Raw genomic sequence first — 24,669 nt, 5'->3', positions numbered from 1 at the left:
TTTTATCCTCTCAGGAGATAGTTTTCAACCGATTCACCGGCGATTTCCCGACGCGCGAGCATGTCCTGGATGCATGAAGCCATCGTCTGCATGCCCTGGGCGCGGTTGACCTGGATGACACTCGGAATCTGGTAAATCTTCTTTTCACGGATCAGATGGCTGACCGCCTTGTTGTTGATCATCAGTTCCGTGGCCACGCGGCGGCCGGAATAGTCCGGTGTCGGGAAAAGGCGCTGGGAAACCACAGCGACCAGTTCGGCAGCCAGCTGGATCCGGATCTGGCCCTGCTGCTCTGCAGGAAATACATCGATAATCCGGTCAACCGTCGAAACAGCGTCATTTGTATGAAGGGTCGCCAGCACAAGATGTCCGGTTTCGGCAGCGGTCAGCGCTGTCCGGATCGTTTCGAGATCGCGCATTTCGCCGACAAGAATCACATCAGGGTCCTCACGGAGTGCCGCGCGGAGGCCGAGTGCGAACGACTTCGTGTCGTTGCCGATCTCCCGCTGCTGAATGATACATTGATCATGCCTGTGCAGGTACTCGATCGGATCCTCAAGTGTGATGATATGACGGCGGAGATGTTTATTCATATTATCCACGAGCGCAGCGAGGGTCGTCGACTTGCCGCTTCCGGTCGGACCGGTAACCAGGAAAAGGCCGTGCGGACGCTCACAGAGGGAAGCGAGAATGTCCGGAAGCCGCAGCGAGGCGAGATCCGGCACTTTCTGGGCGATCACCCGAAAGGCAAGGCTGAAACAGGAACGCTGTTTGAAGGCATTGACACGGAAACGGGACAGTTTCGGGATACTGTAGGAAAAGTCGAGTTCTCCGTCGGCATCGAGCTTCGTCAGCTGATCGGCAGATAAAATCTCCTGCACCATCCCATTCGTGTCTTCCGGCCTGAGCACCGATGCGTCGAGTGCGATCAGTTCACCGTTAATTCGGACGGTCGGCGGGATGCCGACGGAAATGTGAAGGTCGGACGCATTCCGCTCGCAGGCAGTGCGTAAATATTGAATCAATTCATCATTCATCGTCACAGGCTTCTTTCCTGAAAAATAGTTTCAGCTGATGACTTTCAGCAGTTCTTCAACCGTTGTAATGCCCTGGCTCACTTTGGTCAGCCCGTTTTCGAGCATATTCCGGCCGCCGGCGTCGTGCACCAGATTCCGGATGTCTCTAAAATCATGATGGCTGATCAGCCGTTCTGAGATGACTTCATTGATTTCGAGCATCTCATGGACAGCTGTGCGGCCGAGATAGCCGGTCTGATGGCAGGACTTGCAGCCGGAACCTTTGATCAGCCGATCCGGACAGGGCATGCCGGCTTTGGCAAACAGGCCCTTTTCAATCGATGTTGCGGCCGCCGGACGGGCGCAGTCGCGGCAGACCCGCCGTACCAGACGCTGGGCAACCACCCCGGTTAATGAGGCGGCGACTAGGAACGGATCGACACCCATGTCGATCAGCCGGTAGATGGTCGTCGGCACGTCGTTCGTGTGGAGCGTAGAAAGCACAAGATGCCCGGTCAGGCTGGCACGGATGGCAATTTCCGCAGTCTCGGTATCACGGATTTCGCCGACCATAATGATGTTGGGGTCCTGGCGCAGAATCGCCCGCAGCCCCCTGGCAAAGGTCAGCCCGACCGGAGCGTTAGTCTGTATCTGATTGATGCCTTCGAGCTGATATTCGACGGGGTCTTCAATCGTGATGATATTCTGCTCCTCGCTGTTCAGCTCATTCAGCGCCGCATAGAGCGTCGATGTCTTTCCGGATCCGGTCGGCCCGGTGATCAGAATCAGTCCGGTCGGCCGGGCAATCATTTTCCGGAAAAGGGTTTCCTGTTCTTTTGTAAAGCCGACGTTGGGAATCTTCAGCAGCAGATTGTCGGTGTTGAGCAGCCGGAGCACGACGCGTTCACCGAACAATGTCGGAAGCGTGGAGACGCGCAGATCGAAGCGCTGCTTGCCGACGGTGACGGTGACCCGCCCGTCCTGCGGCAGCCTTTTCTCGGTGATATCCAATTGGCTCATCACTTTGATTCGGGTGACCAGTACGCTGAGCACTTCTCTGGGCAGCGTGCGGAATGTCCGCAGCGCGCCGTCCACGCGGAAGCGGATCACAACGCTGGATTCACGGGGATCGATGTGAATGTCGCTGGCCCGTTCTTCAACAGCGCCTGTCAGGATTTTGTTGATGATCCGAATAATCGGCGTATCGGTCTCGACAGACAGACCCGCCGATTCCTCAGCCGGCCGGATATTCATCGAGGTCATCAGTTCGCTGACGGAATCTTCTTCGTTATACAGCCTGTTTATCGTGCGCGTGATCTCACTGGGCAGGGCCAGGGACACCGTCACCTGGAAACCGGTCATCATCTGCAGATCGTCAATGGCAAACAGGTCGAGCGGATTGGCCATGGCCACATAAAGCTGACCGTCCTTCTTTTTATAAGGAATGAGTTCATTTCGCCGGGCAAAGTCCTGATCGATCAGTTCTGCGGCGCTCTGGTCGATGACGATGCCGGCCAGATGGACCTGAGGAATCGACAATTGATCGGATAAGGCGTCAGTTAACTGCTGCTCGGAAATATACCCCCGTTCGATCAATGCTGCGCCCAGTTTCTGACCCGGGTTTTTCTGTTCCAGTGTGGTTTTCAGCTGTTCTTCATTAATCAGGCCGGCGGAGATCAGTAAATCGCCCAGCCGTCTGTGTGTCCGCTGCTGCATAGAGCATCTCCTGATTCGATTGTTTCGGTAAAAAACGAGTCTTTCAATCTTTTACCGTTCCGTATAAAATAGGTAATGAAATTCAAAGAAGAAGGGACCGGGACTAATGTATCATAGGCAGGAGGGCATGACGCTCATCGAAGTGATCCTATCGATTACCCTGTTAAGTCTGGTGATCCTTACCTTTGCTTATGTATTCATCCAGAGTCAGGCGGCGACGACGGACAACGGAACGAAGCAGACTGCCCTGCAGCTGGCACAGAAATATTTATCCGGTGTGCTGAGCGGAAACAGCCTTCCGGCCCCTTCAGCTTCGCAGCCTGCTCCGCCGTCTTCACCGCAAAATGTTAAACAATACCGGTATGAAGGCAGTGACACAGTCGGAAATGCCTCCTATGAAACGTTCGCCTTCGTTCTGAACAAAGATGAGGATCAGAATCAGCCCGTTGTCATACGGACTTTCTATGGTGCAAAATATGTCGAACTTTACAACTATTATACGACAAATGATAAATGAGAGATACCGGAAAATGGAAGGCAGTCAGAGGGGGTTCACACTGGTTGAGCTGCTGGCTGTTCTGACGCTGGCCACCGTCTGTTTTTCCCTGATTTTCAGTATCTGGCTTTCCGGACAGAAATCGGCAAATCATACGATGGCCGAAAATGATCTGCAGAGCGATGCCAATCTCGTTCAGAAGCGACTGACTGAAGCGTTCTATGATAAAAATCAAAAGCCGTTTACGCTTTCTCTTAATGATGGCCGGGTTGAACTGAACGATGACGAATCAGGCGAAACCCAGACGATTTCTGATGCCGAACTTGTCTACTCGGGAACACCTGTTTCCGTAGAAGTAAACCAGAACACAAAAAATCTCGCTCTGGATTATACAATCAAACCAAAGAATACCGCAGAAGACGGAGACTTGAGCTTTCATCTTGACACAACACTCCATTATCCATGGAGCGATGGCGGGAGCGGAGACAGCCAATGAACGGGATCAGAAAAACATGTAGAAAAGAAAATGGCTCAACGCTCGTAGTCGTTCTCCTTGTCATGGCCGTTTTTTCGGTAATGGGCCTCATGCTTATCGGCGTCACGCTTGCCCACTCCCGGCAAATCGGCCAGTCTACCGCTAAAATTCAGGCAACAAATGCGGCGGAGATGGGACTTAAGGAATATCAATTGAAATTGAACAAGTGGTATCAAACACTCAATACCAGTGAAAATTCGAGTTCATTTGATGAATTGAAGACTCAGATCATGAATATCAGCGTTCCGAAACGTACCCTGAATCTCTCAAACAATCCGACATATGAAATAATCAATAAAAAAGAAATTCAGAGTACAGATCATCAGTTTGTGATTAAGATTGTTTCGCAGGGGTCCGCTCAAAATGAGACAAGAACCATTTCCCAAGATGAAATTATTCAGATGAATGATCAATTTCAGCGAAATGAAGAACATCAGGGACTGTCTCTTCCTTATATGAATGGAAGTGTGATTGTCAATCCGGGCCACTGGGGTATCCAAGGGAAGGGCAAAAAAGACAATATTCATATTTATGATCATACGGGAAATGAAACTGACCCCACGGAGGAAACAGTTGACTTGAGCGGTGTCGAAAATGCTTTCATCCGAATGCCTATGGCGACGCAAGATGACAGCGGCACTCCGGTTGTAGGGAACACAATTTCCGGAGATATTTATGGAAATTCGAACGACATGGATTTTTCAGGGAACAAAACATTTGAAAACAATGTTTACATTAACGGGGATGTAACGATTTCAGGGAATATTGTTTTTAAGGGGAATGTACATATTGAGGGCAGTCTGACTGTAAAGGGAGATATTCAGGTAGACGGCAATCTCTATGTTAAGGGTAATCTTGCATATGGCAATGGCAATCAATACACAGGCTATGTATTTGTCGGTGGAGAAATGAGCAGAAGGGATAATAGCGGAGATGGTAATATAGTATTTGAACGGACTGTGTATGTAAACGGTGATTTCAACCCGAAAGATGGGAATAAGTCGAAACTCTATTTTAATAGAGGTGTTGTTATCGATGGTCAGGCATCGCCACAGACAAGTGCCCATGGAGACATTTATTTTTATCCCCAAGTGAACGATTTGAGCAATTCTGCCAAACCAGTTTTACAACCGGTGGCTGCGAATACGATATATCAATGAAATATGAATCAGAGTTGGAAGTAAATTAAAAGCTGGAAAATAGGATAAATAAAAACACGGACAAGTGCGCTTAAATATCGCTCATATCCGTGTCAGCAATTCAAAAAATCTGATGTTGTAGTTTAATTACTATTACTTCGCCACTTTCTCAAGATTGCCGTTCTGATCCATCTTGAATGTTGCCCCTTGCTCGGCGCTCTGGTCCTGAAAGGCAACCATCCGGCGGGCACGGTCCATGATGCCGATCAGTGCCTGATAGTCGTCCTCCACGGTCTGCTGGCGGTTCTGAAGGGAAGCAACTTCTTTCTCCAGTTCGTCAACTTTGTTTTGCAGACGGCTATTCTCCGCTTTCAGATGCTTGTTTTCCTGTTCCAGTCTGGAACCCGATGATGTTCCGCTTTCCAGTTTTCTTAGATAAGTAATAATTTCCGGAAGGCCGAATGAGGCAGATCCGGTGTTCTGAACCGGTCCGGCGGTTTCCCGGGGAGCAGTTTCCGGCGTCGCTTCTGCCGGGCCTGCTTCAGGGATGTCCATCTCAGCAAACTCCATAACCGGAACTGCCGGTCCGGCGACCGGCCGCACCGGACGGGTCTGCCGCTCGGCACGCTTCTTCTGCTTGCGCTGCTTCTTGGCAATCTCTATTGCCTGCTCATATTTTCTGCGGACGATCGCATTCCAGCGGAAACCGCAGGCCGCACCGGTCCGGTTCAGCCGGTCACCGACTTCTTCAAATGCATCAAGCTGGGTGCTGCCTTCACGGATATGGCGCAGCACGGTTTCCGCGAGCAGCAGGTCGTCCTCATGCGACCAGGCGTCTTGTCTCACTTTTGTCATGATATTCTCTCCTTCTGGCAATCATGCTGACAGGAACTTAGGTGACTTCTTCGAAAAGCTCCCTTTTTTATCAATATACGAGAAGGATAGACAAACGAGAGTTGTTTTATACACCCGGCAAGGGATCTTCTGAGATTGAAAGAGCGCCGGTTATTTACCGGCCTGATCACGCTGAGCGAAATAGTCCAGCCGCTTTTGGACGGTGCGTTCATAACCGCGCGGCGACGGGTGATAGAATGTTTTATCCTGTAAATGCGGCGGCAGATAGGCCTGCGGGACATAGCCGCCCTCGAAATCATGCGGGTACAGGTAGCCTTTTCCATGGCCCAGTTTTGCCGCCCCTTTATAATGGGCATCGCGAAGATGCATCGGCACTTCGCCGGTTCGGTCATGTTTTACGGCGTCCAGAGCCTGGTCGATGCCGACAACGGCTGCGTTGCTTTTCGGCGCGGTAGCGACATAGAGCGCGGCCTCGGCAAGCGGGATCCGTGCTTCCGGAAGGCCGATAAACGTCACTGCGGTAACGGCCGCATTGGCCACAAGAATCGCGTTCGGATCGGCAAGTCCGACGTCTTCTGCCGCATGGATGAAGATGCGCCGGGCGATGAATTTCGGATCTTCGCCGGCAGCAATCATTTTGGCAAGCCAATAGAGCGTGGCATTCGGGTCGGAACCGCGCATACTTTTGATAAATGCCGACACCGTGTCGTAGTGGTTATCGCCCTTTTTATCATAGTGAAGCACTTTTTTCTGGATTGATTCTTCAGCAACTTCAAGATTGATATGAATGACACCGTTCTTGTCCGGATCGGTCGTCAGTGCGGCGAGTTCCAGTGCCTGCAGCGCAGACCGGCTGTCACCGCTGGCCACCCGGACGAGGTGGTCAAGCGCATCGGCGTCGAGCCTGATCTTTTCGCTGCCATACCCCCGTTCTTTATCGTGCAGGGCGTTCAACAGGATCCTGCGGATATCGTCTTCTGTGAGCGGTACAAACCGGAACAGTCTGGATCGTGACAGCAGTGCCGGATTGATCTCGAACATCGGGCTTTCGGTTGTCGCCCCGATCAGAATAATAATGCCTTTTTCAACGGAGGGCAGCAGGGCGTCCTGCTGGCTTTTGCTGAAGCGGTGGATTTCATCAATAAAAAGGATCGTCTTCTGCCGGTCGAATTTCAGCCGTTCTTCAGCGCCGGAGATGACTTTTCTCAGATCGCCGACGCCTGCCGTGACCGCGTTCAGCTGCTCGAAATAAGCAGAAGTGGACTTGGCAATAATATGTGCCAGTGTCGTTTTGCCTGTTCCGGGGGGGCCGAAGAAGATCATCGGTGTCAGCTTGTCTGCCTGGATCGCCCGCCGGAGCAGCCGGTTCTTGCCGACAATTTGCTCCTGGCCGACAAATTCGTCCAGCGTCTGCGGGCGCATTCGGTCTGCCAGAGGCCGGTTCTTCATTCCGGCAGAAGAGTCGTCAGGTAAGTCAAAAAGGTCCATTTCGGTCATCCCTTTGTCATTGCAGTCAATTTTCAGAAATGCCGGTTTCTTGCGTGCAAGCCGGGCAGATTTCGTTTATAATAACTTAGAGTCTGTGTTTATTTTACCATATCTGGTGTGATGAACCGCATGGCAGACGGCAGGCGTTCGTCTTCGCCGCATTGTTTTTTTGTGATTCCTGCGCTCATCCCCTTACATAATATCATCTCATCTGTTTCTTTCAGGACAAATGAGTTCTTTGGACATACATAAGGAGGATTACCATGAAAATTTCGACGAAGGGACGCTACGGCCTGACAATCATGATGGCTTTGGCAAAAAATGAAGGAAAGGGACCATTGTCTCTGAAAGCCATCGCCAGTGAACATAATCTGTCCGAACACTATCTGGAGCAGCTGATTGCACCGCTGCGCAATGCCGGCCTGGTCAGCAGTATCCGCGGCGCGTACGGCGGCTATATTCTGACCAAGTCTCCAAGCGAGATTACGGCTGCTGACGTCATCCGCGTGCTTGAAGGCCCGATTCAGCCTGTGGAAGTCATGGAAGACGACGACCCGGCCAAACGTGAACTGTGGGTGAAAATCAGAGATGCCGTCCGCAATGTGCTTCAGGGAACCACACTGGACGACCTGATCCATTACGACAGCGATCCGCAGGTCCAGGATCCGGACATGTTTTATATTTAATGAAGAAGCCGTGCTGACCGTTGCAGAGAGCAAGTACCTAAAACGAGAAGCAGCAGACGTGATGAACAGAGCCTATGAAAAAACCGTCCGGCCCGGTTCATGAGTTTCGCGTGAACGGGGTTTCGGCGGCAGAGAAATAAAGGAGTGAACAGGCATGGATCCTGTCTATCTCGACTATGCAGCCTCAACGCCGATTGATCCGGACGTGCTGGATGTGATGGTGGATACGTATAAAAATGTCATCGGCAATCCGTCCAGCATCCATTCCTTCGGCAGACAGGCGCGCAAAGTCATCGATGATGCACGCCATACGATCGCAAAATATATTGGTGCGCGCAGTCGCGAAATCGTCTTTACGAGCGGCGGCACAGAAGGCGACAATATGGCCATCATCGGTGCTGCGCTGGCAAATCAGAAATACGGAAAACATATCATTACGACAAAAATAGAACATCACGGGGTTTTCAGAACCTGTGAATATCTTGAAAATCAGGGATTTGACGTCGATTATCTGGATGTTGACCGGACAGGGCGGATTTCCCTTGATCAGCTAAAGGAAAAACTGCGGGAAGATACGATTCTCGTCACGATCATGTTCGGCAACAACGAAGTCGGCACGATTCAGCCGATTCGGGAGATCGCGCACCTTCTGGCCGGCCGGCGGACCCTGTTTCACACAGATGCGGTTCAGGCATTCGGCACCGTGGATATGGATGTCAAAGATACGCCGATCGATCTGTTATCGATGACCGGACATAAAATCGGCGGGCCGAAGGGAATCGGTTTTCTCTATATTCGTGACGGGGTCCATATCGCATCCTTCACGCACGGCGGCGATCAGGAGCGGAAGCGGCGTGCCGGGACGCAGAATGTTCCGGCCATTGCCGGACTCGGCAAAGCTGTCGGTCTGGTGGCTGATGACCTGTCCGACCGGATTGCGGACTGCCTGAAGGTACGGAAGACGCTGCTTCAGACACTTGACCGTTCGGATGTGGATTACCGGATTAACGGCAATCCGGAGCATTTTCTGCCCCAGATACTGAATCTGTATTTCCCCGGGACCCATGTTGAGACGCTGCTGACGAAACTGGACCTGGAAGGCGTCGCCGTGTCAAGCGGCTCGGCCTGCACAGCGGGTTCCGTGGAACCGTCTCACGTGCTGACCGCGATGTTCGGCGAAGGCGCTCCTGAGACGCAGAGCTCGATCCGGATCAGTTTCGGTGCCGGCAGCACGCCTGAGAATGTGGCTGAAGCAGGAACCATTATTGCACGTTCGGTCAGGGAACTGACTGAAACAGGAAGGGCGGGTGAAAGGCTTTGACCCAATCCCCCGGTCATACGCGGGTCGTTGTCGGCATGTCCGGCGGCGTGGATTCTACGGTAGCAGCCCTCCTGCTCAAGCAGCAGGGCTATGATGTTGTCGGTATTTTTATGAAAAACTGGGACGACACCGACGAGAACGGTGTCTGCACGGCAACGGAAGATTATGATGATGTTGTGCGGGTATCCAATCAGATCGGCATTCCCTACTATGCGGTGAATTTTGAAAAACAGTACTGGGACCGTGTCTTCACCTACTTTCTTGACGAATACAAAGCAGGCCGGACACCCAACCCGGATGTCATGTGTAATAAAGAGATCAAATTCAAAGCGTTTCTGGATCATGCGATGGCGCTCGGTGCCGACTATGTCGCAACCGGCCATTATGCTCGCGTGGAGAAGCGCGACGGGAAGACGTGGATGATCCGGGCTCAGGACCAGAACAAGGACCAGACCTATTTCCTGAATCAGCTGTCACAGGAGCAGATTTCAAAGGTGATGTTTCCGCTCGGCGATCTTGAGAAGCCTGAAGTACGGGAAATCGCCCGCGACCATCACCTGGCAACGGCCGATAAGAAAGACAGCACGGGCATTTGTTTCATCGGAGAGCGTAATTTCAAAGACTTCCTCAGCCACTATCTGCCGGCCAATCCCGGCGAGATCCGGACGGTCGACGGCCGGCTGATGGGCCGTCATGACGGCCTGATGTACTATACGAACGGCCAGCGTCAGGGGCTGGGTATCGGCGGTCCCGGCGGTCCGTGGTTTGTCTGCGGCAAAGATGTGGAGAAAAATATTCTGTATATTGCTGAGGGAAAGCACCATCCTGCACTCTATTCCCAGGGCCTGATTGCTGAAAAGGTCAACTGGATCAGCGGCGAACCGGAAGAGAAAGTGTTCCATTGCACCGCCAAATTCCGTTATCGTCAGAAGGACCGCCCGGTGACCGTGCACATTCTTCCTGATCACCGGATTGAAGTGGTTTTCGATGAACTGGAATGGGCAGTCACACCGGGCCAGTCTGTCGTGCTTTACGATTTCGATGCCTGCCTCGGCGGCGGGACGATCAGCACGGTACTCAACCAGGGAACGGATGCAGAACTTGATTTTGTCGACTCGGCTCAGATCTGAGAGCCGGGTCTTTTTCAGAGGTGAATCATTGTGAAACCGATTATGGAGAAAGTCGCGGAACTGCTGGAGAAGAAAAAATTCAGTGAAGCTGCCCGGATACTGGATCAGTCGATCACTGAGGAACCGAAGAATCCGGAGGGCTATACGAATTTCGGCAATCTTTTGATCGCCGTCGGCCAGCCGGAGAAGGCACTCGCCTTTTTTAAACGTGCACTTGAACTGGATCCGGGGGATGCTTCAGCCTTTTTTGGTTACGGCAATGCGCTGTTCGAAACAGGAAACGAGAAAGAGGCGCTAGATGCATTCGGCTCGGCACAGAAAGCAGGGCTTGAAAATGGTGATCTGTACTATATGATCGGCCGGTCTGCCCTGAATATCGGCCGTTCCGGACAGGCTCTGGCCGCGTTTCAGCGTGCGGTGGAACTGAATGGATCGGATGTTGAGGCGAGATTCCAGTATGGACTCGCCCTGGCCCGCTTCGGCCAGATTAACGGCGCAGCAAAGCAGTTCCATCAAGTCCTTGAAGCTGAGCCGGAGCATGCCGACGCCTGCTATAACCTTGGCGTTGTGGCCACGCTCCGGGGCAACACCGGAGAAGCACAGACTTTTTTTCAAAAAGCACTTAAACGAAATCCGAAGCATCTGCTGGCAGCGAACGGGCTGAAAGAGCTCAAACGGCAGTCTTCATCCGCAGATCATCAGGAATGACTGCCGGGGCAGCGGTCATTCTGCAGGATTAGGGGTGGGAAGCATGACGGAACAGGCATCGATGCACCTGTTTACTGAGGAACGCCCTTCAATTAAGGGAGAGCCGGAAAGGATCGTTTTCCAGAATGCGGAGAATGGTTATACTGTGGCAATCGTCCACATCAGCGAAACCGATGAACCGATCGACGAAAATGAGATCACGGTGATCGGCTATTTTCCTGCCATCCATCTGCAGGAAAGCTATCAATTCTTCGGCAAGTTAAAGACACATCCGAAATATGGCCGGCAATACGAGGTTGACAGTTACCACAAACTGCTGCCGCAGTCGCATGCAGGCATGGTCCAGTATCTGTCTGGGGATCTCTTCCCCGGCATCGGAAAGAAAACCGCAGAAACGATTGTCGCGACCATTGGCGACAATGCGATCACGAAGATCCTGAATGATCCGTCCTGTCTCGATCAGGTGCCCAGACTGCCGAAGGACAAATCGTCATTCATTGCCGATACCCTGATGAAAAATGAAGGTCTGGAAAAAATACTGATCGGGCTGTCGGACTTCGGCTTCGGATCGCAGCTGGCGATGAAGATCTATCAGACTTACGGGGATGAAACACTGGAGACAATCCGCGACAATCCTTATCAGTTGATTGAAGACATTGACGGGATCGGGTTTCAGCGGGCCGATGAGCTGGCCGCAACTCTGGGCATCACAGGCAACAACCCGGCACGAATCCGGGCCGCTGTCCTTTACTGGCTGGATGAACAGGCGATGAATGACGGCCATGTCTTCATGCATTATGATGAAACCGTGAAGGCCGCGGAAAAATTACTGGCGACGCCGGAATCTGTAGTCGGTGAAGATGATCTGGTCCGGGAAATCGATGCGCTTGAAGAGGACGGAAAGCTTGTCCGTGAGGAAGAAGACGTTTATCTGCCGGAACTCTATTATGCGGAAAAGGGGATCGTCACCGGTGTCCAGAAGCTGATCGAGCAGGATACCTCCAATGACGAATTTTCCGAAACCGAGTTTCTGGAAGCATTGGGAAAAGTCGAAGAGAAGCTGGATATGCACTATGCTGAAAGTCAGCAGAAAGCGATCCGCCAGGCGATCCGTTCTCCCCTGATGATCCTGACCGGCGGACCGGGCACCGGAAAGACAACGGTCATCCACGGGATTGTCGAAGTGTTTGCCGAACTGAACGGCCTGTCGCTGGAGCCGAAAGATTACGACGAGGATCATCCGTATCCGGTGCTGCTCGTCGCACCGACGGGACGGGCGGCCAAACGGATGAAGGAATCAACCGGGCTTCCGGCGGTAACGATTCATCGCCTGCTCGGCTGGACCGGCGGCTCGAACTACGCCCATGATGAGGATGATCCGGTTGAAGGGCAATTGCTTGTCGTTGATGAGATGTCGATGGTCGATATCTGGCTGGCCAATCAGCTGTTAAAATCATTGCCGGAACAGATCAAAGTGGTCATCGTCGGCGATGAAGATCAGCTGCCCTCAGTCGGTCCCGGGCAGGTGCTGGCGGATCTACTCAGTTCCGGCAGTATTCCGGTGGTCCGGCTGACGGATATTTTCCGGCAGGCAAAAGGTTCGTCAATCATTGAACTGGCCCATCAGATTAAAGATGACTCGGTGACCGACATCAGGCAGCCGCGGGACGACCGCCGCTTTTTCAGCTGCAGCCAGGCACAGGTTTCCGATGTGGTCTGCCAGATTGCTGCCGGAGCCCGGAAAAAAGGGTACAGTCCGAAAGACATCCAGGTACTGGCCCCGATCTATCGGGGGAATGCCGGGATTGAGAAAATGAACCGCGCTCTGCAGGAACTTTTCAACCCTGCTTCCGATCAGAAGCGGGAGCTGTCTTTCGGCGACCACGTGCTGCGTATCCATGACAAAGTTCTGCAGCTGGTCAATAACCCTGACGATCAGGTTTATAACGGCGACATCGGTGAGATTGCCGCGATCCTGAAAGCAAAGGAAACAACGGATAAGGAAGACACCGTCGTTGTGTCGTTCGACGGGACGGAAGTCAAGTACCTCAGGCACGACCTGAACCAGCTGACACTGGCCTACTGCTGCTCGATTCATAAAGCTCAGGGCAGTGAATTTCCGATTGTCATTCTGCCGGTTGTTCGCGGCTATCACCGGATGCTCAAGCGCAATCTGATCTATACGGCCGTCACCCGCAGCAAAGATTTTCTGATGCTCTGCGGCGATGAGCAGGCTTTCCGCCAGGCTGTGGATACGAGCGACAGCAACGGCCGCCATTCCAATCTCGCCCGTAAGCTTCAGGAACGGCTGCGCGCAGAAGACCGTGCTGCTTCTTCAGCCGATAACACCCCGCAATAAACTTTTTCCCGCTCGATGCTCATAATAGAAAAAATAATGTTGTTTTTGCCACTCCATTGATTTCAAGCAAAGGGCAAGCGACTCCTGCAGGTACAGCGAGCCTTTTTTTTATTTTTTCAATGACAGGTATATAACGCTCCTTTTTTGGACATGGATGCGAGTAACCCAATGAATGCATCATCCGATGACGACGATGCAGTGGAGGTGAAAACAGATGAAATGCCCTAACTGCGGGAACAAGAATATCGGCAAACTCGGGATCAATCAGTATTACTGCTGGAACTGTTTTATTGAACTGACCCTGACTGACGGGAAACTGTCGCTCAGCCAGATCGAAGAGGACGGCAGTCTGACGACACTGAATGACTTGTTTAAAGAATCGGAACGTGAAGCCAAGGCGAACGGTTTCTGACCATCTTTCGATCATCGATCCTTCTGCCTGATGAATTCGGCGGATAGTGGGCAACATGAAGCATGGAGGGATGACCATGCGGAAGTGGCCCGCTTTGCAATGGATGAAAATACTCTTGATTATTTTGCTGCTGTTTCTGAACGGCTACCTGTTTTACCGGCTGATTCCGCTGCTCAGTGTGCTGCTGCTTTTTATCCTGCGGGTTCTGCTTCCGTTTGCGGCGGCCGGAGTGGTGGCTTATCTGCTTCATCCGCTGGTCAACCGGCTGATCCGGGCCGGATTTAACCGCTCCGTGGCGATTCTGGCGATCTATGTGGTCTTCTTCGGACTTGTCGGTTTTGCTGTAGTTAAGGGAGGGCCGGTCTTCATTCACGAAATCAGTGGATTGAACAGGGAATTTTCGAAATATGAGCAAATCTATCAGACGCAGGTCGATCATGTTTACGGCGTGACACCGGAGGCGGTTCATGATCAGGTCAACAAAGCACTGGCCCGGATCCGTGAGAATCTGGGGCATATTTCCGACCGGATCATGGACTGGTGTTCAGGTGTCATTCAGTCGCTGTTTACCCTGATCATTATTCCGTTCCTTGCGTTCTACTTTCTTAAAGATGCCGACCGGATTCAGCGGGGCGCCCTGCACCTTGTTCCGAAAAGATGGCGCGCGCAGACCGCATCGCTGCTGGCGGAAATGGACCACTCTATCGGTGAATATATCCGGGGGCAGCTGACAGTCTGCGCCGTTCTGGCCGTCATGGCATCGATCGGCCTCTGGCTGCTGAAGGTGCCGTACCCGATCGTCTTCGGGCTCTTTATCGGAGCGACGGACCTGATTCCCTACTTTGGTCCGCTGATCGGGGCGGCGCCGGCGCTCCTGATGGCCGCGACTCAGTCTGCCTATCAAGTGGTCGGTGTGATCATCATGATTCTGATCATCCAGTTCCTGGAGGGCAACGTGATTGAACCATTGATTGTCGGAAAAAGTGCCGATATCCACCCCCTTTACATCATGCTTTCGCTGGGTATCGGCGGTGAGATTGCAGGCATTGTCGGAATGCTGCTGGCGATTCCTGCGTTTATTGTGATCCGGACCTGTTTCCGGCACTTGCAACAGAAACGTCATCTGATTGACAAATAAGGGAAATGTCATCTATAATAGCGGCAGAATAATGAAAACGAGACGAAGAGAACCGGTTTAGCGGTTTTCTTCCCGACGGCCACGGCTGTCCTGCTTTTCATGCGGCATGGAAGATAGGTTCAGACGGGAAGCTTTCGTCCTTTCATGATGATGGGATGAGGGCTTTTTTAATTCGCCGCCTTTGGTTTTTGATTATTGGAGTGGGGGTTCAAGTGATGAAACAACTCAGTTCATCTGAGGTCAGACAGATGTTTTTGGACTTTTTCAAGGGAAAGGGGCATACCGTCGAACCGAGCGCTTCGCTGATACCGGTCGATGATCCTTCTCTTCTCTGGATCAACAGCGGTGTGGCTACGCTGAAAAAGTATTTTGACGGCCGGATCGTGCCGAAAAACCCGCGGATCTGCAACGCGCAGAAAGCGATCCGCACGAATGATATTGAGAACGTCGGCTATACGGCCCGCCATCATACATTCTTTGAAATGCTGGGGAACTTTTCTGTCGGCGACTATTTTAAAAAAGAAGCCATCACCTGGGCCTGGGAATTTCTGACGAGTCCGGACTGGATCGGATTTGATCCGGACAGGCTGTCGGTAACCATCTATCCGAAAGATGAAGATGCCTATCAGCTGTGGCATGAGAAGATTGGACTGCCGGATGACCGGATTATCAAACTGGAGCATAACTTCTGGGATATCGGCGAAGGCCCGAGCGGCCCGAACACAGAAATTTTTTATGACCGCGGCGCAGCGTTCGGCAATGATCCGGACGATCCGGAACTGTATCCCGGGGGAGAGAACGAGCGCTATCTCGAAGTCTGGAATCTCGTTTTTTCGCAGTTCAATCATAATCCGGACGGGACGCACACTCCGCTGCCGAAGAAGAATATTGATACCGGCATGGGACTGGAACGTATGGTCAGCGTGATTCAGCACGCAGAGACGAACTTCGATACCGACCTGTTTCTGCCGATCATTCATAAAATAGAAGAGATTTCCGGGGTAAAATATAAAAAAGGCGGGAAAAACATCCCGTTTAAAGTGATTGCGGATCATGCCCGAGCGGTTTCTTTTGCGATCGGCGACGGCGCGCTGCCTTCAAATGAGGGGCGCGGTTATGTCCTGCGCCGTCTGATCCGGCGTGCCGCCCGTTATGCGATGGATATCGGGATCGAAAAGCCGTTCCTTTATGAACTGGTGCCGGTAGTCGCTGCGATCATGAAGGACTATTACAAAGAAGTCAGCGACCGGACACCATTTATTCAAAAAATTATCCGCAGCGAAGAAGAACGCTTTCAGGTCACCATCCATGACGGCATGGCGATCCTTAAAGGGAAGATCGAACAGGCAAAAGCGGAGAAAAAATCGCAGCTCGCCGGTGCCGATGTCTTCAAACTGTATGATACTTATGGATTCCCCGTTGAGCTGACTGAGGAATACGCACATCAGCAGGGCCTTGGGATCGACCAGGAAGGCTTTGAAACCGAGCTTCAGAAGCAACGCGACCGTGCGAGAGCGGCACGACACAATGATAAATCGATGCAGGTTCAGAGCAGTACGCTTCGCGATATCACGGCATCCAGTCAGTTCGTCGGCTATGACCGGTTTGTCCTCGATGATGCGAAGGTGATTGCTCTGGTTAAGGAAAATGCGCCGGTCGACAGTGCTTCGGAAGGCGATCATGTGGAACTGATGCTCGACCGGACCCCGTTCTATGCGGAAATGGGCGGTCAGGTGGCGGACACCGGGTCGATCAGCAGCGAGGCTGTCCGGCTGCGTGTAACAGACGTGCAGACGGCGCCAAACGGGCAAAATCTTCACTCCTGCATCGTGGAAAACGGTGAGATCCATATCGGCGACCGGGTCAGCGCGTCGGTTGATAAGGCCGCCCGTCTGTCGATCCAGAAGAATCATACGGCAACGCATTTGCTTGACCAGGCGCTGAAGGATATACTGGGTGGGCATGTCAATCAGGCCGGCTCCTATGTATCGGCCGACCGGCTGCGATTCGATTTCACCCATTATACTCAGGTGACTGAAAAGGAGCTTGAGGAAGTGGAACGGATCATTAACGAGAAAATATGGGAACAGCTGCCGGTCACAACTAAAGAAATGCCGATAGATGAAGCAAAGAAGACCGGTGCGGTGGCCTTGTTCGGAGAAAAATACGGGAAAATGGTCCGCGTGGTCAGTGCCGGTGATTACAGCCGTGAACTGTGCGGCGGCTGTCATGTCGGGAATACCGCTGAACTGGGTTTATTCACGATCGTTTCAGAAAGCGGCATTGGCGCAGGGACGCGCCGCATCGAAGCGCTGACCGGCCGGAAGGCTTATGAGTGGATGCACCGGAACAAAGCAGAACTCAGATCCGTTGCGGCTCAGGCAAAAACAACAGTGGAATTGCTGCCGGACCGTATCACGACGCTTCAGAAGCAGATTCATGATCTCGAACGGGATAATGAAGCACTGATGGCGAAACTCGGCAATGCGAAAGCCAGGGAACTGGAACAGTCTGTCCGGAAAGCCGGGGATGTGCAGTATATTGCTGCTAAAGTCGACAACGTCGATATGAACCGACTGAGAACCATGGCGGACGATCTGAAGAATCATTTCCAGTCGCTGATTGTCGTCCTGGCTGCTGTTGAGGAAGGCAAAGTTCTGCTCGTTTCCGGTGTCACCGGAGATCTGGTGAAAAAGGGCTTCAACGCCGGGCAGATCATCAAGAAGGTTGCCGGACTATGCGGCGGCGGCGGCGGCGGCCGTCCGGATATGGCTCAGGCAGGCGGCCGTTTTCCTGAAAAAGTCCCGGACGCGCTGGCCTCTGTCGCCGGGCTGATCGAAAGCGTCGCGGCGCACTGAACGGATGTAAAAGCCGGATTGGCTTCTGTGTTGGTTAACATCAGCAAGAAATTCCAGCTTTAACAGGGGATGATGGATGATGGACAAGACGATGATGTTTAATTTTGGCGGGCCGGACAGGCATAATGTACATGATGTGCTGTTCAAAGTGTATGACGCGCTTGAAGAAAAGGGCTATAATCCAATCAATCAGATTGTCGGTTATCTGATCTCAGGCGACCCGGCCTATATTCCGAGACATAAGGATGCCCGAAAACTGATCCGCCGGATTGAACGTGATGAGATTATTGAGGAACTGGTTACGTATTACCTGAAGAAGAAGTGGGACAAAGAATGAGGATCATGGGCCTTGATTTCGGCTCCGTCACCGTCGGCGTAGCGGTCAGCGACCCGCTTGGCCTGACCGCTCAGGGAATTGAAACCGTCCATTACGTACAGCATAAAAAGAACCTGCTTTTCGACCGGCTGGGCGAACTGATTCACCAGTATGAAGTCGAAAGTCTCGTGGTCGGCCTTCCCCGGGATTTGATCGGTACAGAATCACAACGGGCAGAAGCATCAAGAGGCTTTGCGAAGAGTATGAAGAAGAAATTCCATCTTCCGGTGATGTTGTGGGATGAGCGCCTGACCACAGTTGCGGCGGAACGCATTCTGATCGATGCCGATCTGAGCCGGAAGAAAAGGAAAAAGGTCATTGATAAAGAAGCTGCAGTTCTGATTCTGCAAAGCTATCTTGATAAAAAAGGATTGGAGCAAAAAAGCGATGAGCGAGCATAACCATTACCCGATCTTTACACCGAGCAGTGAAGAAGAGGACCGGATCGTCATTCCCGATCCCGACGGCGGAGAAGATTTGTTTGACGTCCTTTTCTATTTTGATGTTCCGGAAACGGACAAGTCCTACGTCGTTGTCACAGCTGCTGATCAAAACGGCGAAGAAGAGGACGATGATGGTGAAGAAGTCTTTGCCTTCCGCTACGAAGGGGAAGGCGATGATTTCAAACTGTTCCCGATTGACACCGATGAAGAGTGGGACATGGTGGAAGAAATGATCAACACATTCAGTGAAGAAGAGTAATATCTGGGCCCTTGCCGTTAACAAGGGCTTTCCTATTGCCTTGACAAGACCTGCGCCGGACCGGGCGGTAGCCTTTCCGGGGAAGTGTATAATGGATGAGGTACTTATGAGGAGAGGAGCAATTCTTTTTGACGAGGTTAAAGAAAAGATGGCGTCTGGCTCTGATCATTGCCGGATGCCTGGTGATACTCGTCGCGCTTTCCGCGTGGGGGTTTGCCGCCTATTATGAGAATTTGCTGCGTCCGGTTGATTCGCGAAGCACTCAGGAAGTTACGGTGAAGATTCCTTCCGGTGCCTCGGTATCCGATATTGCCCGGCTGCTGGAAAAGAAAGGACTGGTAAAAAAAGCGTGGGCTCTTGAATTCTATGTTCGCTGGAATCATCTGAACAATTATCATTCGGGAACCTATGCGTTCAGCCGCAAAATGTCTGTCGGTGAAATCATGGAGCTCCTGAAAAAGGGCGAGCATCCTGAGCTGATCCTGCTGATCGATGTCCGACAGGGAATGTGGGTCAGTGAAGTGGCGAATCAAATGTCGCGGGTATCGGGTATCAGCAAAAAAGAACTGCTCAGCGATCTGCGAAGCCGTTCTTATGTACAGAAGCACTACATGCCGGCCTATCCGTTCCTGACCCGTGCCATACTGACCAAGGGCATTGATTATCCGCTGGAGGGCTACCTGGCTCCCGGCGTATACCGGTTTAAAGCCGGGAAAAAACCGCTGACCCTCGATCAGATGGTCCGTCCGATGCTCGATGAGACCGGCAGCGAACTTAAAAAGAATGCTGCTGCAATTAAGAAAAGCCCGCTCGGCTCAGTTCACCGGATCCTGACAATGGCATCACTGGTCGAGCAGGAGGCACCCAATGCTGCGGACCGCAGGAAAATTTCCGGCGTTTTCAACAACAGACTGAAATTAAACATGAAGCTGCAGACAGATCCTTCAGTAGCGTACGGCCGGCAGCGGAGGATCACCAATTATTCAAAACATGATCTGACAACGGACACGCCGTACAACACCTACACCCGGAAAGGGCTCACTGTCGGACCGATCGGCAGTCCCGCACCGGATGCGCTCGATGCGGTTTTGCATCCGGTTAAGTCGGACAACCTGTTTTTCTATGCACGTCCGAACGGGAAAGTCTATTATTCGAAGACGTATGCCCAGCATCAGAAAATCATCCGGAAATACGGTCATGAATGGGCAAGCAAATCGTGACGCAGCAGGATGATCAGGTTAAGGAAAGGAAGACGAACTTGAGTACTGATTTTGAGAAGCTCGCTGTGTACGCAGCTCATTTTACGCAACCGGAGAATCAGCTGCTTAAGGGGATGGAGGAGAAGGCCCGCCGGATCTATATTCCGATCATGCATCCGTCTTCTATGGCCCTGCTTCAGCAGCTGATCCGCTGGACCCGGGCCGCGAAGATTCTCGAACTGGGCACAGCCATCGGCTACTCGGCAATCCGGATGAAGATCGCGGCGGGGAAGGACGCAGAAATTTTTTCAGTGGAACGGGATCCGGAGATGATCCGGGAAGCCGGGGAAAATATTCGGACAGCCGGTTTCAGCGGATCTATTCATATCGTTACCGGCGATGCGACCGATCATCTGGCAGACGTTCGCGAGCATGCTCCTTTCGATCTGATCCTGATTGATGCAGCCAAGGCGCAGTATGAACACTTGTTTCTAGAGTATGCGCAGATGCTCCGGCCCGGCGGCATTATTGTGACAGATAATGTCTTTTTCCATGGTCTTGTCACTAATATTCCCGGTGTGCGTAAGAAGCAGCTGCGCCGGCTGGTTGAAAAGGTCGATGATTTCAATCACTTTCTCTCGGAACAGGCGAATTTTCAGACTGTTTTTCTGACGGTCGGCGACGGCCTGGCGATCAGCACGAAGAAGGAAGCTTCTGAATCTGCGGAGGGATGGGAATGAAAAAGAAGAAGCCGATTGTTATTGGCGTCGCCGGGGGGTCCGGATCCGGGAAGACGACCGTAACCCGGGAAATTTACAGATGTTTCCCGGACAAAACAATCGCCGTCATTCAGCAGGACTCCTATTACAAAGACCAGTCGGAGAAACCTTTTGAGGAACGTCTCCTGACTAATTACGACCATCCCCTGGCTTTCGATACGGATTTGCTGATTGACCAGATCAAGCAGCTGCTTGAGTTCCAGCCGATAAAAAAACCAGTGTATGACTATACAGTACATACGAGATCTGATAAAATTGTACCCGTTGAACCAAAGGATGTCATCATTCTGGAGGGCATTCTGATCCTGGAAGACAGCCGTCTCAGGGATCTCATGGACATCAAGGTATTCGTCGATACAGATGCGGATCTCCGCATTATCCGCCGGCTGCTCCGCGACACACGCGAGCGTGGCCGCAGCGTCGAATCGGTTATCAACCAGTACCTGACGGCAGTGCGCCCGATGCATCTTCAGTTTGTTGAACCGACCAAGCGCTATGCGGATATTATTATTCCCGAAGGCGGAAAAAACACGGTCGCGATCGATTTGATGGCAACTAAGATTCGCGCCGTTCTGAACAGTAAAAAAGGGTAATCAGAAGGTCCGCGTATCTTCCGGATTTGGAATTATCTTAGAGGAGTGTGTTTGTAAATGGCTGAGAAGCTTCATTACATGACGGCTGAAGGCAAGGCAAAACTGGAACAGGAACTGAACTACCTGAAAACCGAAAAGCGCAAAGAAGTCGTTGAGCGTATCAAGATCGCCCGTGGTTTCGGCGACCTTTCGGAAAACTCCGAGTACGATGCGGCGAAAGACGAACAGGCTTTTGTCGAATCACGGATTCAGCAACTGGAACAAATGATCCGCAACTCGGTCATCATTGAAGATGATGAGTCGACCGATGTCGTCAAAATCGGGAAATCAGTTACTTTCAAGGAACTTCCCGATGGCGATGAAGAAACCTATCAGATCGTCGGCAGTGCGGAATCGGATCCTTTTGCCGGGAAGATTTCAAATGATTCGCCAATGGCCAAGGGACTGATCGGCCTGTCCGTCGGCGAAGAAGTCAGCGTCAGCACACCGGGCGGCGACATTCGTGTCAAGATTCTCAATGTGAAATAAACTTGTTTTCTTTTCGAACAGGGAGTGCTGTCCGGAATGCAAAAATGCATCCGGGTTCATTAAATGTGTCCGGAATAGTTGAACAGTTCAGGCATAATGTAGAAAATCAGGAAAACACCGGTTTGTGGCCGTTCACCGACATGACCGGCTTTAGATCCCGAAAAATATAAAAAGATCCGGAAATAAGCAGCACGCCCGCGGCAGTTTCTCTTTTTAAAACAGAAATTCTGAGGGTTCATGAAAGGCATAACGTACAGGAGGACAGGAGAATGAGAAACCACAGGGGAAATGGTGCCTCATCCCGCATGGAACAGCGGAGAAATAAAGCAGATCACGTCCTGAACTGGATGATCGGCATTATTTCGCTGCTGATTCTGGCAATCGGATGTATCATTCTTATTGTCGTGTTCAATACATCGAACCAACCGGCTGCTGCGCCGAAGTCAGGCGCATCGTCATCCCAGACGGCTTCATCAGATTCGTCGTCACAACAGAGCCAGAGCAGCAGTTCATCTTCCTCCGATGCTCAGAGCAGCCAGTCGTCGTCTTCGTCGGATCAGGTTTCCAACGACAGCAGTGCCTCGTCATCGTCGTCATCGTCGACGCCTGCGGATTCCAGCCATCAGACGTCTTATGATATCGGCACTCCGGACTGGAATGCGCAGGTGAAAGCAATTTCCGATGCCACCGGAATCGGTGTGGACGGCATGACCGTTCACTGGCTCGGCAACGGAGGTTCGCCGAACAGTTCGCTGGCGAGAGTTTCACCAAAGAGTGATCAGGGTTCTGTCTTTGTCGTCCATCTGACTTACAGCAACGGTAAATGGCAGGCGGATCACGTTCAGAAGCCGCAGTAAATGAACACGATTGCAGCAGAGCCATCCTGACGGGTGGTTCTTTTTTTTTAGGTGAATGACTGCGGCATGTTTAAGCAGTTCCCGAACGTACAAGTGGCAGCCGGAACGGTTTATCGGTCTTCAGAGTAAGTTTTACGGTCTTCATCGCGAGATTTTCGGCCTTCGTCAGGAGTTTTACGGTCTTCAGGGGGAGTGTTTCGGTCCTGAGCTGTTTTGGAAAGTGCTCCATAAGACACAATACAGTAATAAAAGATTGCTCATCATCAGAAAAAGTGGTAAATTGATACCGTTAATCCAATTAAACATACTATGATTGTATGGATTGATCAAAAAATTCTGGAGTGATCAAGTTATGGGGCGCGAATTCATACATGCATTTGATCAGTGGGCGGACAGCTATGACCAGTCTGTGGCAGGGAAAGATCCTGAATACAGAGAGGTTTTTTATAATTATGACAAGATTCTCTCGGAGGTTGCGGAACAGGGGCGCGGTACCGTGCTTGAATTCGGCCCGGGGACCGGTAATCTGAGTCGAAAACTGCTTGCACGGGGCCTGAAAGTCTATGGCATCGAACCGTCGAAGAACATGCGGAAAATTGCTGCCGAAAAAGTTCCGGAAATGGTGCTCGCCGATGGTGATTTTCTAAGCTTCAGGGTACCTGAAGTACCCGTGGACACAATTACCAGTTCCTATGCCTTTCATCACCTGACGCACGCGGAGAAGGAACTGGCCATTCGAAATTATGCTTCATTGCTCGCAGAAAATGGTAGAATAGTCTTTGCAGATACTTTATTCGACAGCGAATTTGCCAGACAGCAGATTCAGCACGAAGCAAAAGAGAATGGTTATCTCAATTTGCTGAAAGACCTGCAGACCGAGTATTACCCCCTCAGAAAGGAACTTTACGGACTGTTCCGTAAATATGGCTTTATTCCTTATTTCAGGCAGATGAATAAATATGTCTGGCTGATTGTGGCGGATAAGAAAAAGGCCTGATGATCATGTACGGAAGGAATTGAATCATGAAAGTAGGAATAATCGGCGCCATGGAAGAGGAAGTGGCGATACTCAGAAATAAACTCGAAGAAAGAGAAGAGACGGAAACCGCTCATTCTCATTTTTACTCCGGCAGGATTAACGGTATCGAAACGGTGCTGCTGCAGTCGGGGATCGGGAAAGTCAACGCAGCGCTTGGGACCACGCTGATGATCGATCGCTATCATCCGGATGTTGTGATTAACACCGGTTCGGCGGGAGGGACGGATCTTTCCTTGACTATCGGCGACGTGGTGATCTCTTCAGGAGTGGTTCACCATGATGTCGATGCGACCGCTTTTGGTTATAAGAACGGACAGGTTCCGGGCATGCCGGCAGTTTACCGGCCGGATCCTGACCTGTCGCAACTGGCAAAGCGTTGTGCTGAACGTGCACTGAGCGGTCACAGGATCGTATCAGGAATGATTGGAACCGGGGATTCATTCATGAATGACCCGGAACGGATACGGCGAATCAAGGCGTGGTTTCCCGACCTGAAAGCTTTGGAAATGGAAGGCGCGGCCATCGCACAGGTTTGTTATCAGTTCGGAACGCCCTTCCTGATCATCCGGGCTTTGTCCGATATTGCGGGCAAAGAGTCAGGGATCACATTTGATCAGTTTCTGAAAACGGCGGCTGGAAATTCTGCCGGATTTTTACTCGATCTGTTAAAGGAGCTCAAACACCGTGACAGCACTAAAGACCAGAATGAAGAACGGCACAGAAATAAATAATTTTTCGG

Annotated in this window: 25 protein-coding genes; 21 read left to right on the top strand and 4 right to left on the bottom strand. The window is 51.7% G+C overall.

The window, feature by feature from the left end:
* Window positions 1-2: 2 nt before the first annotated feature.
* Together D889_RS0102700 and D889_RS0102695 are read right to left on the bottom strand one after the other, a co-directional pair.
* Window positions 3-1,037: a type IV pilus twitching motility protein PilT gene (locus D889_RS0102700; RefSeq protein ID WP_010630292.1), complete on the bottom strand. Its 1,035-nt coding sequence runs from the start codon at window positions 1,035-1,037 to the stop codon at window positions 3-5.
* A 30-nt stretch (window positions 1,038-1,067) separates the two neighbouring features.
* Window positions 1,068-2,732, bottom strand: a complete 1,665-nt coding sequence (locus D889_RS0102695) for a GspE/PulE family protein (RefSeq protein ID WP_010630291.1) — start codon at window positions 2,730-2,732, stop codon at window positions 1,068-1,070.
* A 106-nt stretch (window positions 2,733-2,838) separates the two neighbouring features.
* On the opposite strand from D889_RS0102695, the gene D889_RS0102690 reads away from it, so the two are divergent.
* The 3 genes from D889_RS0102690 to D889_RS0102680 are packed head-to-tail and all read left to right on the top strand — an operon-like array spanning window position 2,839 to window position 4,923.
* Window positions 2,839-3,249 carry a type IV pilus modification PilV family protein gene (locus tag D889_RS0102690; protein WP_248676826.1) on the top strand — a complete coding sequence of 137 codons (411 nt, stop codon included), beginning with the start codon at window positions 2,839-2,841 and terminating at the stop codon, window positions 3,247-3,249.
* A gap of 13 nt (window positions 3,250-3,262) precedes the next feature.
* On the top strand, window positions 3,263-3,724 hold the full coding sequence (locus tag D889_RS0102685; RefSeq protein WP_010630289.1) for a type II secretion system protein: 462 nt from the start codon (window positions 3,263-3,265) through the stop codon (window positions 3,722-3,724).
* Window positions 3,721-4,923 (top strand): bactofilin family protein, encoded by a 1,203-nt coding sequence (locus D889_RS0102680; protein WP_010630288.1) that lies wholly within the window; start codon window positions 3,721-3,723, stop codon window positions 4,921-4,923. Before D889_RS0102685 ends, D889_RS0102680 begins: the two co-directional genes overlap by 4 nt.
* A 132-nt stretch (window positions 4,924-5,055) precedes the next feature.
* Here D889_RS0102680 and D889_RS0102675 read toward each other — a convergent pair whose 3' ends face one another.
* Both D889_RS0102675 and D889_RS0102670 read right to left on the bottom strand, forming a co-directional pair.
* Window positions 5,056-5,757: an RsfA family transcriptional regulator gene (locus D889_RS0102675; RefSeq protein WP_010630287.1), complete on the bottom strand. Its 702-nt coding sequence runs from the start codon at window positions 5,755-5,757 to the stop codon at window positions 5,056-5,058.
* A 150-nt stretch (window positions 5,758-5,907) separates the two neighbouring features.
* The gene (locus tag D889_RS0102670; RefSeq protein ID WP_010630286.1) at window positions 5,908-7,245 is read right to left on the bottom strand and encodes a replication-associated recombination protein A; all 1,338 of its coding nucleotides are present in this window, start codon (window positions 7,243-7,245) and stop codon (window positions 5,908-5,910) included.
* A 263-nt stretch (window positions 7,246-7,508) separates the two neighbouring features.
* Here D889_RS0102670 and cymR point away from each other — a divergent pair, with 263 nt between their 5' ends.
* The 18 genes from cymR to mtnN all read left to right on the top strand — a co-directional run bounded on the left by cymR (window position 7,509) and on the right by mtnN (window position 24,661).
* Window positions 7,509-7,931, top strand: a complete 423-nt coding sequence (gene cymR, locus D889_RS0102665; RefSeq protein WP_010630285.1) for a cysteine metabolism transcriptional regulator CymR — start codon at window positions 7,509-7,511, stop codon at window positions 7,929-7,931.
* A gap of 154 nt (window positions 7,932-8,085) precedes the next feature.
* Entirely contained in the window at window positions 8,086-9,252 is a 1,167-nt protein-coding gene (locus D889_RS0102660) for a cysteine desulfurase family protein (protein ID WP_010630284.1), read from the top strand.
* Window positions 9,249-10,382, top strand: a complete 1,134-nt coding sequence (gene mnmA / locus D889_RS0102655) for a tRNA 2-thiouridine(34) synthase MnmA (protein WP_010630283.1) — start codon at window positions 9,249-9,251, stop codon at window positions 10,380-10,382. The genes D889_RS0102660 and mnmA overlap by 4 nt, the downstream gene beginning before the upstream one ends.
* Before the next feature lie 30 nt (window positions 10,383-10,412).
* Window positions 10,413-11,090, top strand: coding sequence for a tetratricopeptide repeat protein (locus tag D889_RS0102650; RefSeq protein WP_010630282.1), 678 nt, complete (start codon window positions 10,413-10,415; stop codon window positions 11,088-11,090).
* Between the two features lie 43 nt (window positions 11,091-11,133).
* Window positions 11,134-13,449 (top strand): SF1B family DNA helicase RecD2, encoded by a 2,316-nt coding sequence (recD2, locus tag D889_RS0102645; RefSeq protein ID WP_010630281.1) that lies wholly within the window; start codon window positions 11,134-11,136, stop codon window positions 13,447-13,449.
* A 214-nt stretch (window positions 13,450-13,663) separates the two neighbouring features.
* Complete coding sequence (locus D889_RS0102640) at window positions 13,664-13,861, top strand: hypothetical protein (RefSeq protein WP_010630280.1); 198 nt, start codon at window positions 13,664-13,666, stop codon at window positions 13,859-13,861.
* Window positions 13,862-13,937: 76 nt separating this feature from the next.
* Window positions 13,938-14,999: an AI-2E family transporter gene (locus tag D889_RS0102635; protein WP_010630279.1), complete on the top strand. Its 1,062-nt coding sequence runs from the start codon at window positions 13,938-13,940 to the stop codon at window positions 14,997-14,999.
* Between the two features lie 215 nt (window positions 15,000-15,214).
* Entirely contained in the window at window positions 15,215-17,857 is a 2,643-nt protein-coding gene (alaS, locus tag D889_RS0102630; RefSeq protein ID WP_010630278.1) for an alanine--tRNA ligase, read from the top strand.
* A gap of 76 nt (window positions 17,858-17,933) precedes the next feature.
* Entirely contained in the window at window positions 17,934-18,194 is a 261-nt protein-coding gene (locus tag D889_RS0102625; RefSeq protein ID WP_018962122.1) for an IreB family regulatory phosphoprotein, read from the top strand.
* A complete protein-coding gene (ruvX, locus tag D889_RS0102620) occupies window positions 18,191-18,634 on the top strand; it encodes a Holliday junction resolvase RuvX (RefSeq protein ID WP_010630276.1) in 444 nt (147 codons plus the stop codon). The genes D889_RS0102625 and ruvX overlap by 4 nt, the downstream gene beginning before the upstream one ends.
* Entirely contained in the window at window positions 18,621-18,935 is a 315-nt protein-coding gene (locus tag D889_RS0102615; protein WP_010630275.1) for a DUF1292 domain-containing protein, read from the top strand. Before ruvX ends, D889_RS0102615 begins: the two co-directional genes overlap by 14 nt.
* A 128-nt stretch (window positions 18,936-19,063) precedes the next feature.
* Window positions 19,064-20,155 carry an endolytic transglycosylase MltG gene (mltG, locus tag D889_RS0102610; RefSeq protein WP_010630274.1) on the top strand — a complete coding sequence of 364 codons (1,092 nt, stop codon included), beginning with the start codon at window positions 19,064-19,066 and terminating at the stop codon, window positions 20,153-20,155.
* Window positions 20,137-20,874, top strand: a complete 738-nt coding sequence (locus D889_RS0102605; protein ID WP_010630273.1) for an O-methyltransferase — start codon at window positions 20,137-20,139, stop codon at window positions 20,872-20,874. The genes mltG and D889_RS0102605 overlap by 19 nt, the downstream gene beginning before the upstream one ends.
* Window positions 20,871-21,506, top strand: a complete 636-nt coding sequence (gene udk, locus D889_RS0102600; RefSeq protein ID WP_010630272.1) for a uridine kinase — start codon at window positions 20,871-20,873, stop codon at window positions 21,504-21,506. The genes D889_RS0102605 and udk overlap by 4 nt, the downstream gene beginning before the upstream one ends.
* A 57-nt stretch (window positions 21,507-21,563) precedes the next feature.
* On the top strand, window positions 21,564-22,034 hold the full coding sequence (gene greA / locus D889_RS0102595; protein ID WP_010630271.1) for a transcription elongation factor GreA: 471 nt from the start codon (window positions 21,564-21,566) through the stop codon (window positions 22,032-22,034).
* Window positions 22,035-22,303: 269 nt separating this feature from the next.
* Complete coding sequence (locus tag D889_RS0102585) at window positions 22,304-22,891, top strand: YrrS family protein (RefSeq protein WP_010630270.1); 588 nt, start codon at window positions 22,304-22,306, stop codon at window positions 22,889-22,891.
* 352 nt (window positions 22,892-23,243) lie between these two features.
* Window positions 23,244-23,888: a class I SAM-dependent DNA methyltransferase gene (locus tag D889_RS0102575; RefSeq protein WP_010630268.1), complete on the top strand. Its 645-nt coding sequence runs from the start codon at window positions 23,244-23,246 to the stop codon at window positions 23,886-23,888.
* Window positions 23,889-23,914: 26 nt separating this feature from the next.
* On the top strand, window positions 23,915-24,661 hold the full coding sequence (mtnN, locus tag D889_RS0102570) for a 5'-methylthioadenosine/S-adenosylhomocysteine nucleosidase (protein WP_010630267.1): 747 nt from the start codon (window positions 23,915-23,917) through the stop codon (window positions 24,659-24,661).
* The last annotated feature ends 8 nt before the right edge of the window (window positions 24,662-24,669 follow it).

The sequence above is a fragment of the Sporolactobacillus vineae DSM 21990 = SL153 genome (assembly GCF_000377985.1).
Lineage (GTDB): Bacteria > Bacillota > Bacilli > Bacillales > Sporolactobacillaceae > Sporolactobacillus > Sporolactobacillus vineae.
The sequence above is the reverse complement of the archived record's forward strand: the minus strand, read 5'-3'. Positions and strand labels throughout refer to the sequence as shown.

What these genes read in the sequence shown, in the direction of transcription:
- D889_RS0102700 (WP_010630292.1), bottom strand. Translation starts at nt 1,037, where the DNA reads ATGAATGATGAATTGATTCAATATTTACGCACTGCCTGCGAGCGGAAT.
- mtnN (WP_010630267.1), top strand. Translation starts at nt 23,915, where the DNA reads ATGAAAGTAGGAATAATCGGCGCCATGGAAGAGGAAGTGGCGATACTC.
- D889_RS0102690 (WP_248676826.1), top strand. Translation starts at nt 2,839, where the DNA reads ATGTATCATAGGCAGGAGGGCATGACGCTCATCGAAGTGATCCTATCG.
- D889_RS0102615 (WP_010630275.1), top strand. Translation starts at nt 18,621, where the DNA reads ATGAGCGAGCATAACCATTACCCGATCTTTACACCGAGCAGTGAAGAA.
- alaS (WP_010630278.1), top strand. Translation starts at nt 15,215, where the DNA reads ATGAAACAACTCAGTTCATCTGAGGTCAGACAGATGTTTTTGGACTTT.
- greA (WP_010630271.1), top strand. Translation starts at nt 21,564, where the DNA reads ATGGCTGAGAAGCTTCATTACATGACGGCTGAAGGCAAGGCAAAACTG.
- recD2 (WP_010630281.1), top strand. Translation starts at nt 11,134, where the DNA reads ATGACGGAACAGGCATCGATGCACCTGTTTACTGAGGAACGCCCTTCA.
- D889_RS0102605 (WP_010630273.1), top strand. Translation starts at nt 20,137, where the DNA reads ATGGGCAAGCAAATCGTGACGCAGCAGGATGATCAGGTTAAGGAAAGG.
- ruvX (WP_010630276.1), top strand. Translation starts at nt 18,191, where the DNA reads ATGAGGATCATGGGCCTTGATTTCGGCTCCGTCACCGTCGGCGTAGCG.
- D889_RS0102635 (WP_010630279.1), top strand. Translation starts at nt 13,938, where the DNA reads ATGCGGAAGTGGCCCGCTTTGCAATGGATGAAAATACTCTTGATTATT.
- D889_RS0102695 (WP_010630291.1), bottom strand. Translation starts at nt 2,732, where the DNA reads ATGCAGCAGCGGACACACAGACGGCTGGGCGATTTACTGATCTCCGCC.
- D889_RS0102680 (WP_010630288.1), top strand. Translation starts at nt 3,721, where the DNA reads ATGAACGGGATCAGAAAAACATGTAGAAAAGAAAATGGCTCAACGCTC.
- udk (WP_010630272.1), top strand. Translation starts at nt 20,871, where the DNA reads ATGAAAAAGAAGAAGCCGATTGTTATTGGCGTCGCCGGGGGGTCCGGA.
- D889_RS0102685 (WP_010630289.1), top strand. Translation starts at nt 3,263, where the DNA reads ATGGAAGGCAGTCAGAGGGGGTTCACACTGGTTGAGCTGCTGGCTGTT.
- D889_RS0102675 (WP_010630287.1), bottom strand. Translation starts at nt 5,757, where the DNA reads ATGACAAAAGTGAGACAAGACGCCTGGTCGCATGAGGACGACCTGCTG.
- D889_RS0102670 (WP_010630286.1), bottom strand. Translation starts at nt 7,245, where the DNA reads ATGGACCTTTTTGACTTACCTGACGACTCTTCTGCCGGAATGAAGAAC.
- D889_RS0102660 (WP_010630284.1), top strand. Translation starts at nt 8,086, where the DNA reads ATGGATCCTGTCTATCTCGACTATGCAGCCTCAACGCCGATTGATCCG.
- D889_RS0102585 (WP_010630270.1), top strand. Translation starts at nt 22,304, where the DNA reads ATGAGAAACCACAGGGGAAATGGTGCCTCATCCCGCATGGAACAGCGG.
- D889_RS0102625 (WP_018962122.1), top strand. Translation starts at nt 17,934, where the DNA reads ATGATGGACAAGACGATGATGTTTAATTTTGGCGGGCCGGACAGGCAT.
- D889_RS0102640 (WP_010630280.1), top strand. Translation starts at nt 13,664, where the DNA reads ATGAAATGCCCTAACTGCGGGAACAAGAATATCGGCAAACTCGGGATC.
- cymR (WP_010630285.1), top strand. Translation starts at nt 7,509, where the DNA reads ATGAAAATTTCGACGAAGGGACGCTACGGCCTGACAATCATGATGGCT.
- D889_RS0102575 (WP_010630268.1), top strand. Translation starts at nt 23,244, where the DNA reads ATGGGGCGCGAATTCATACATGCATTTGATCAGTGGGCGGACAGCTAT.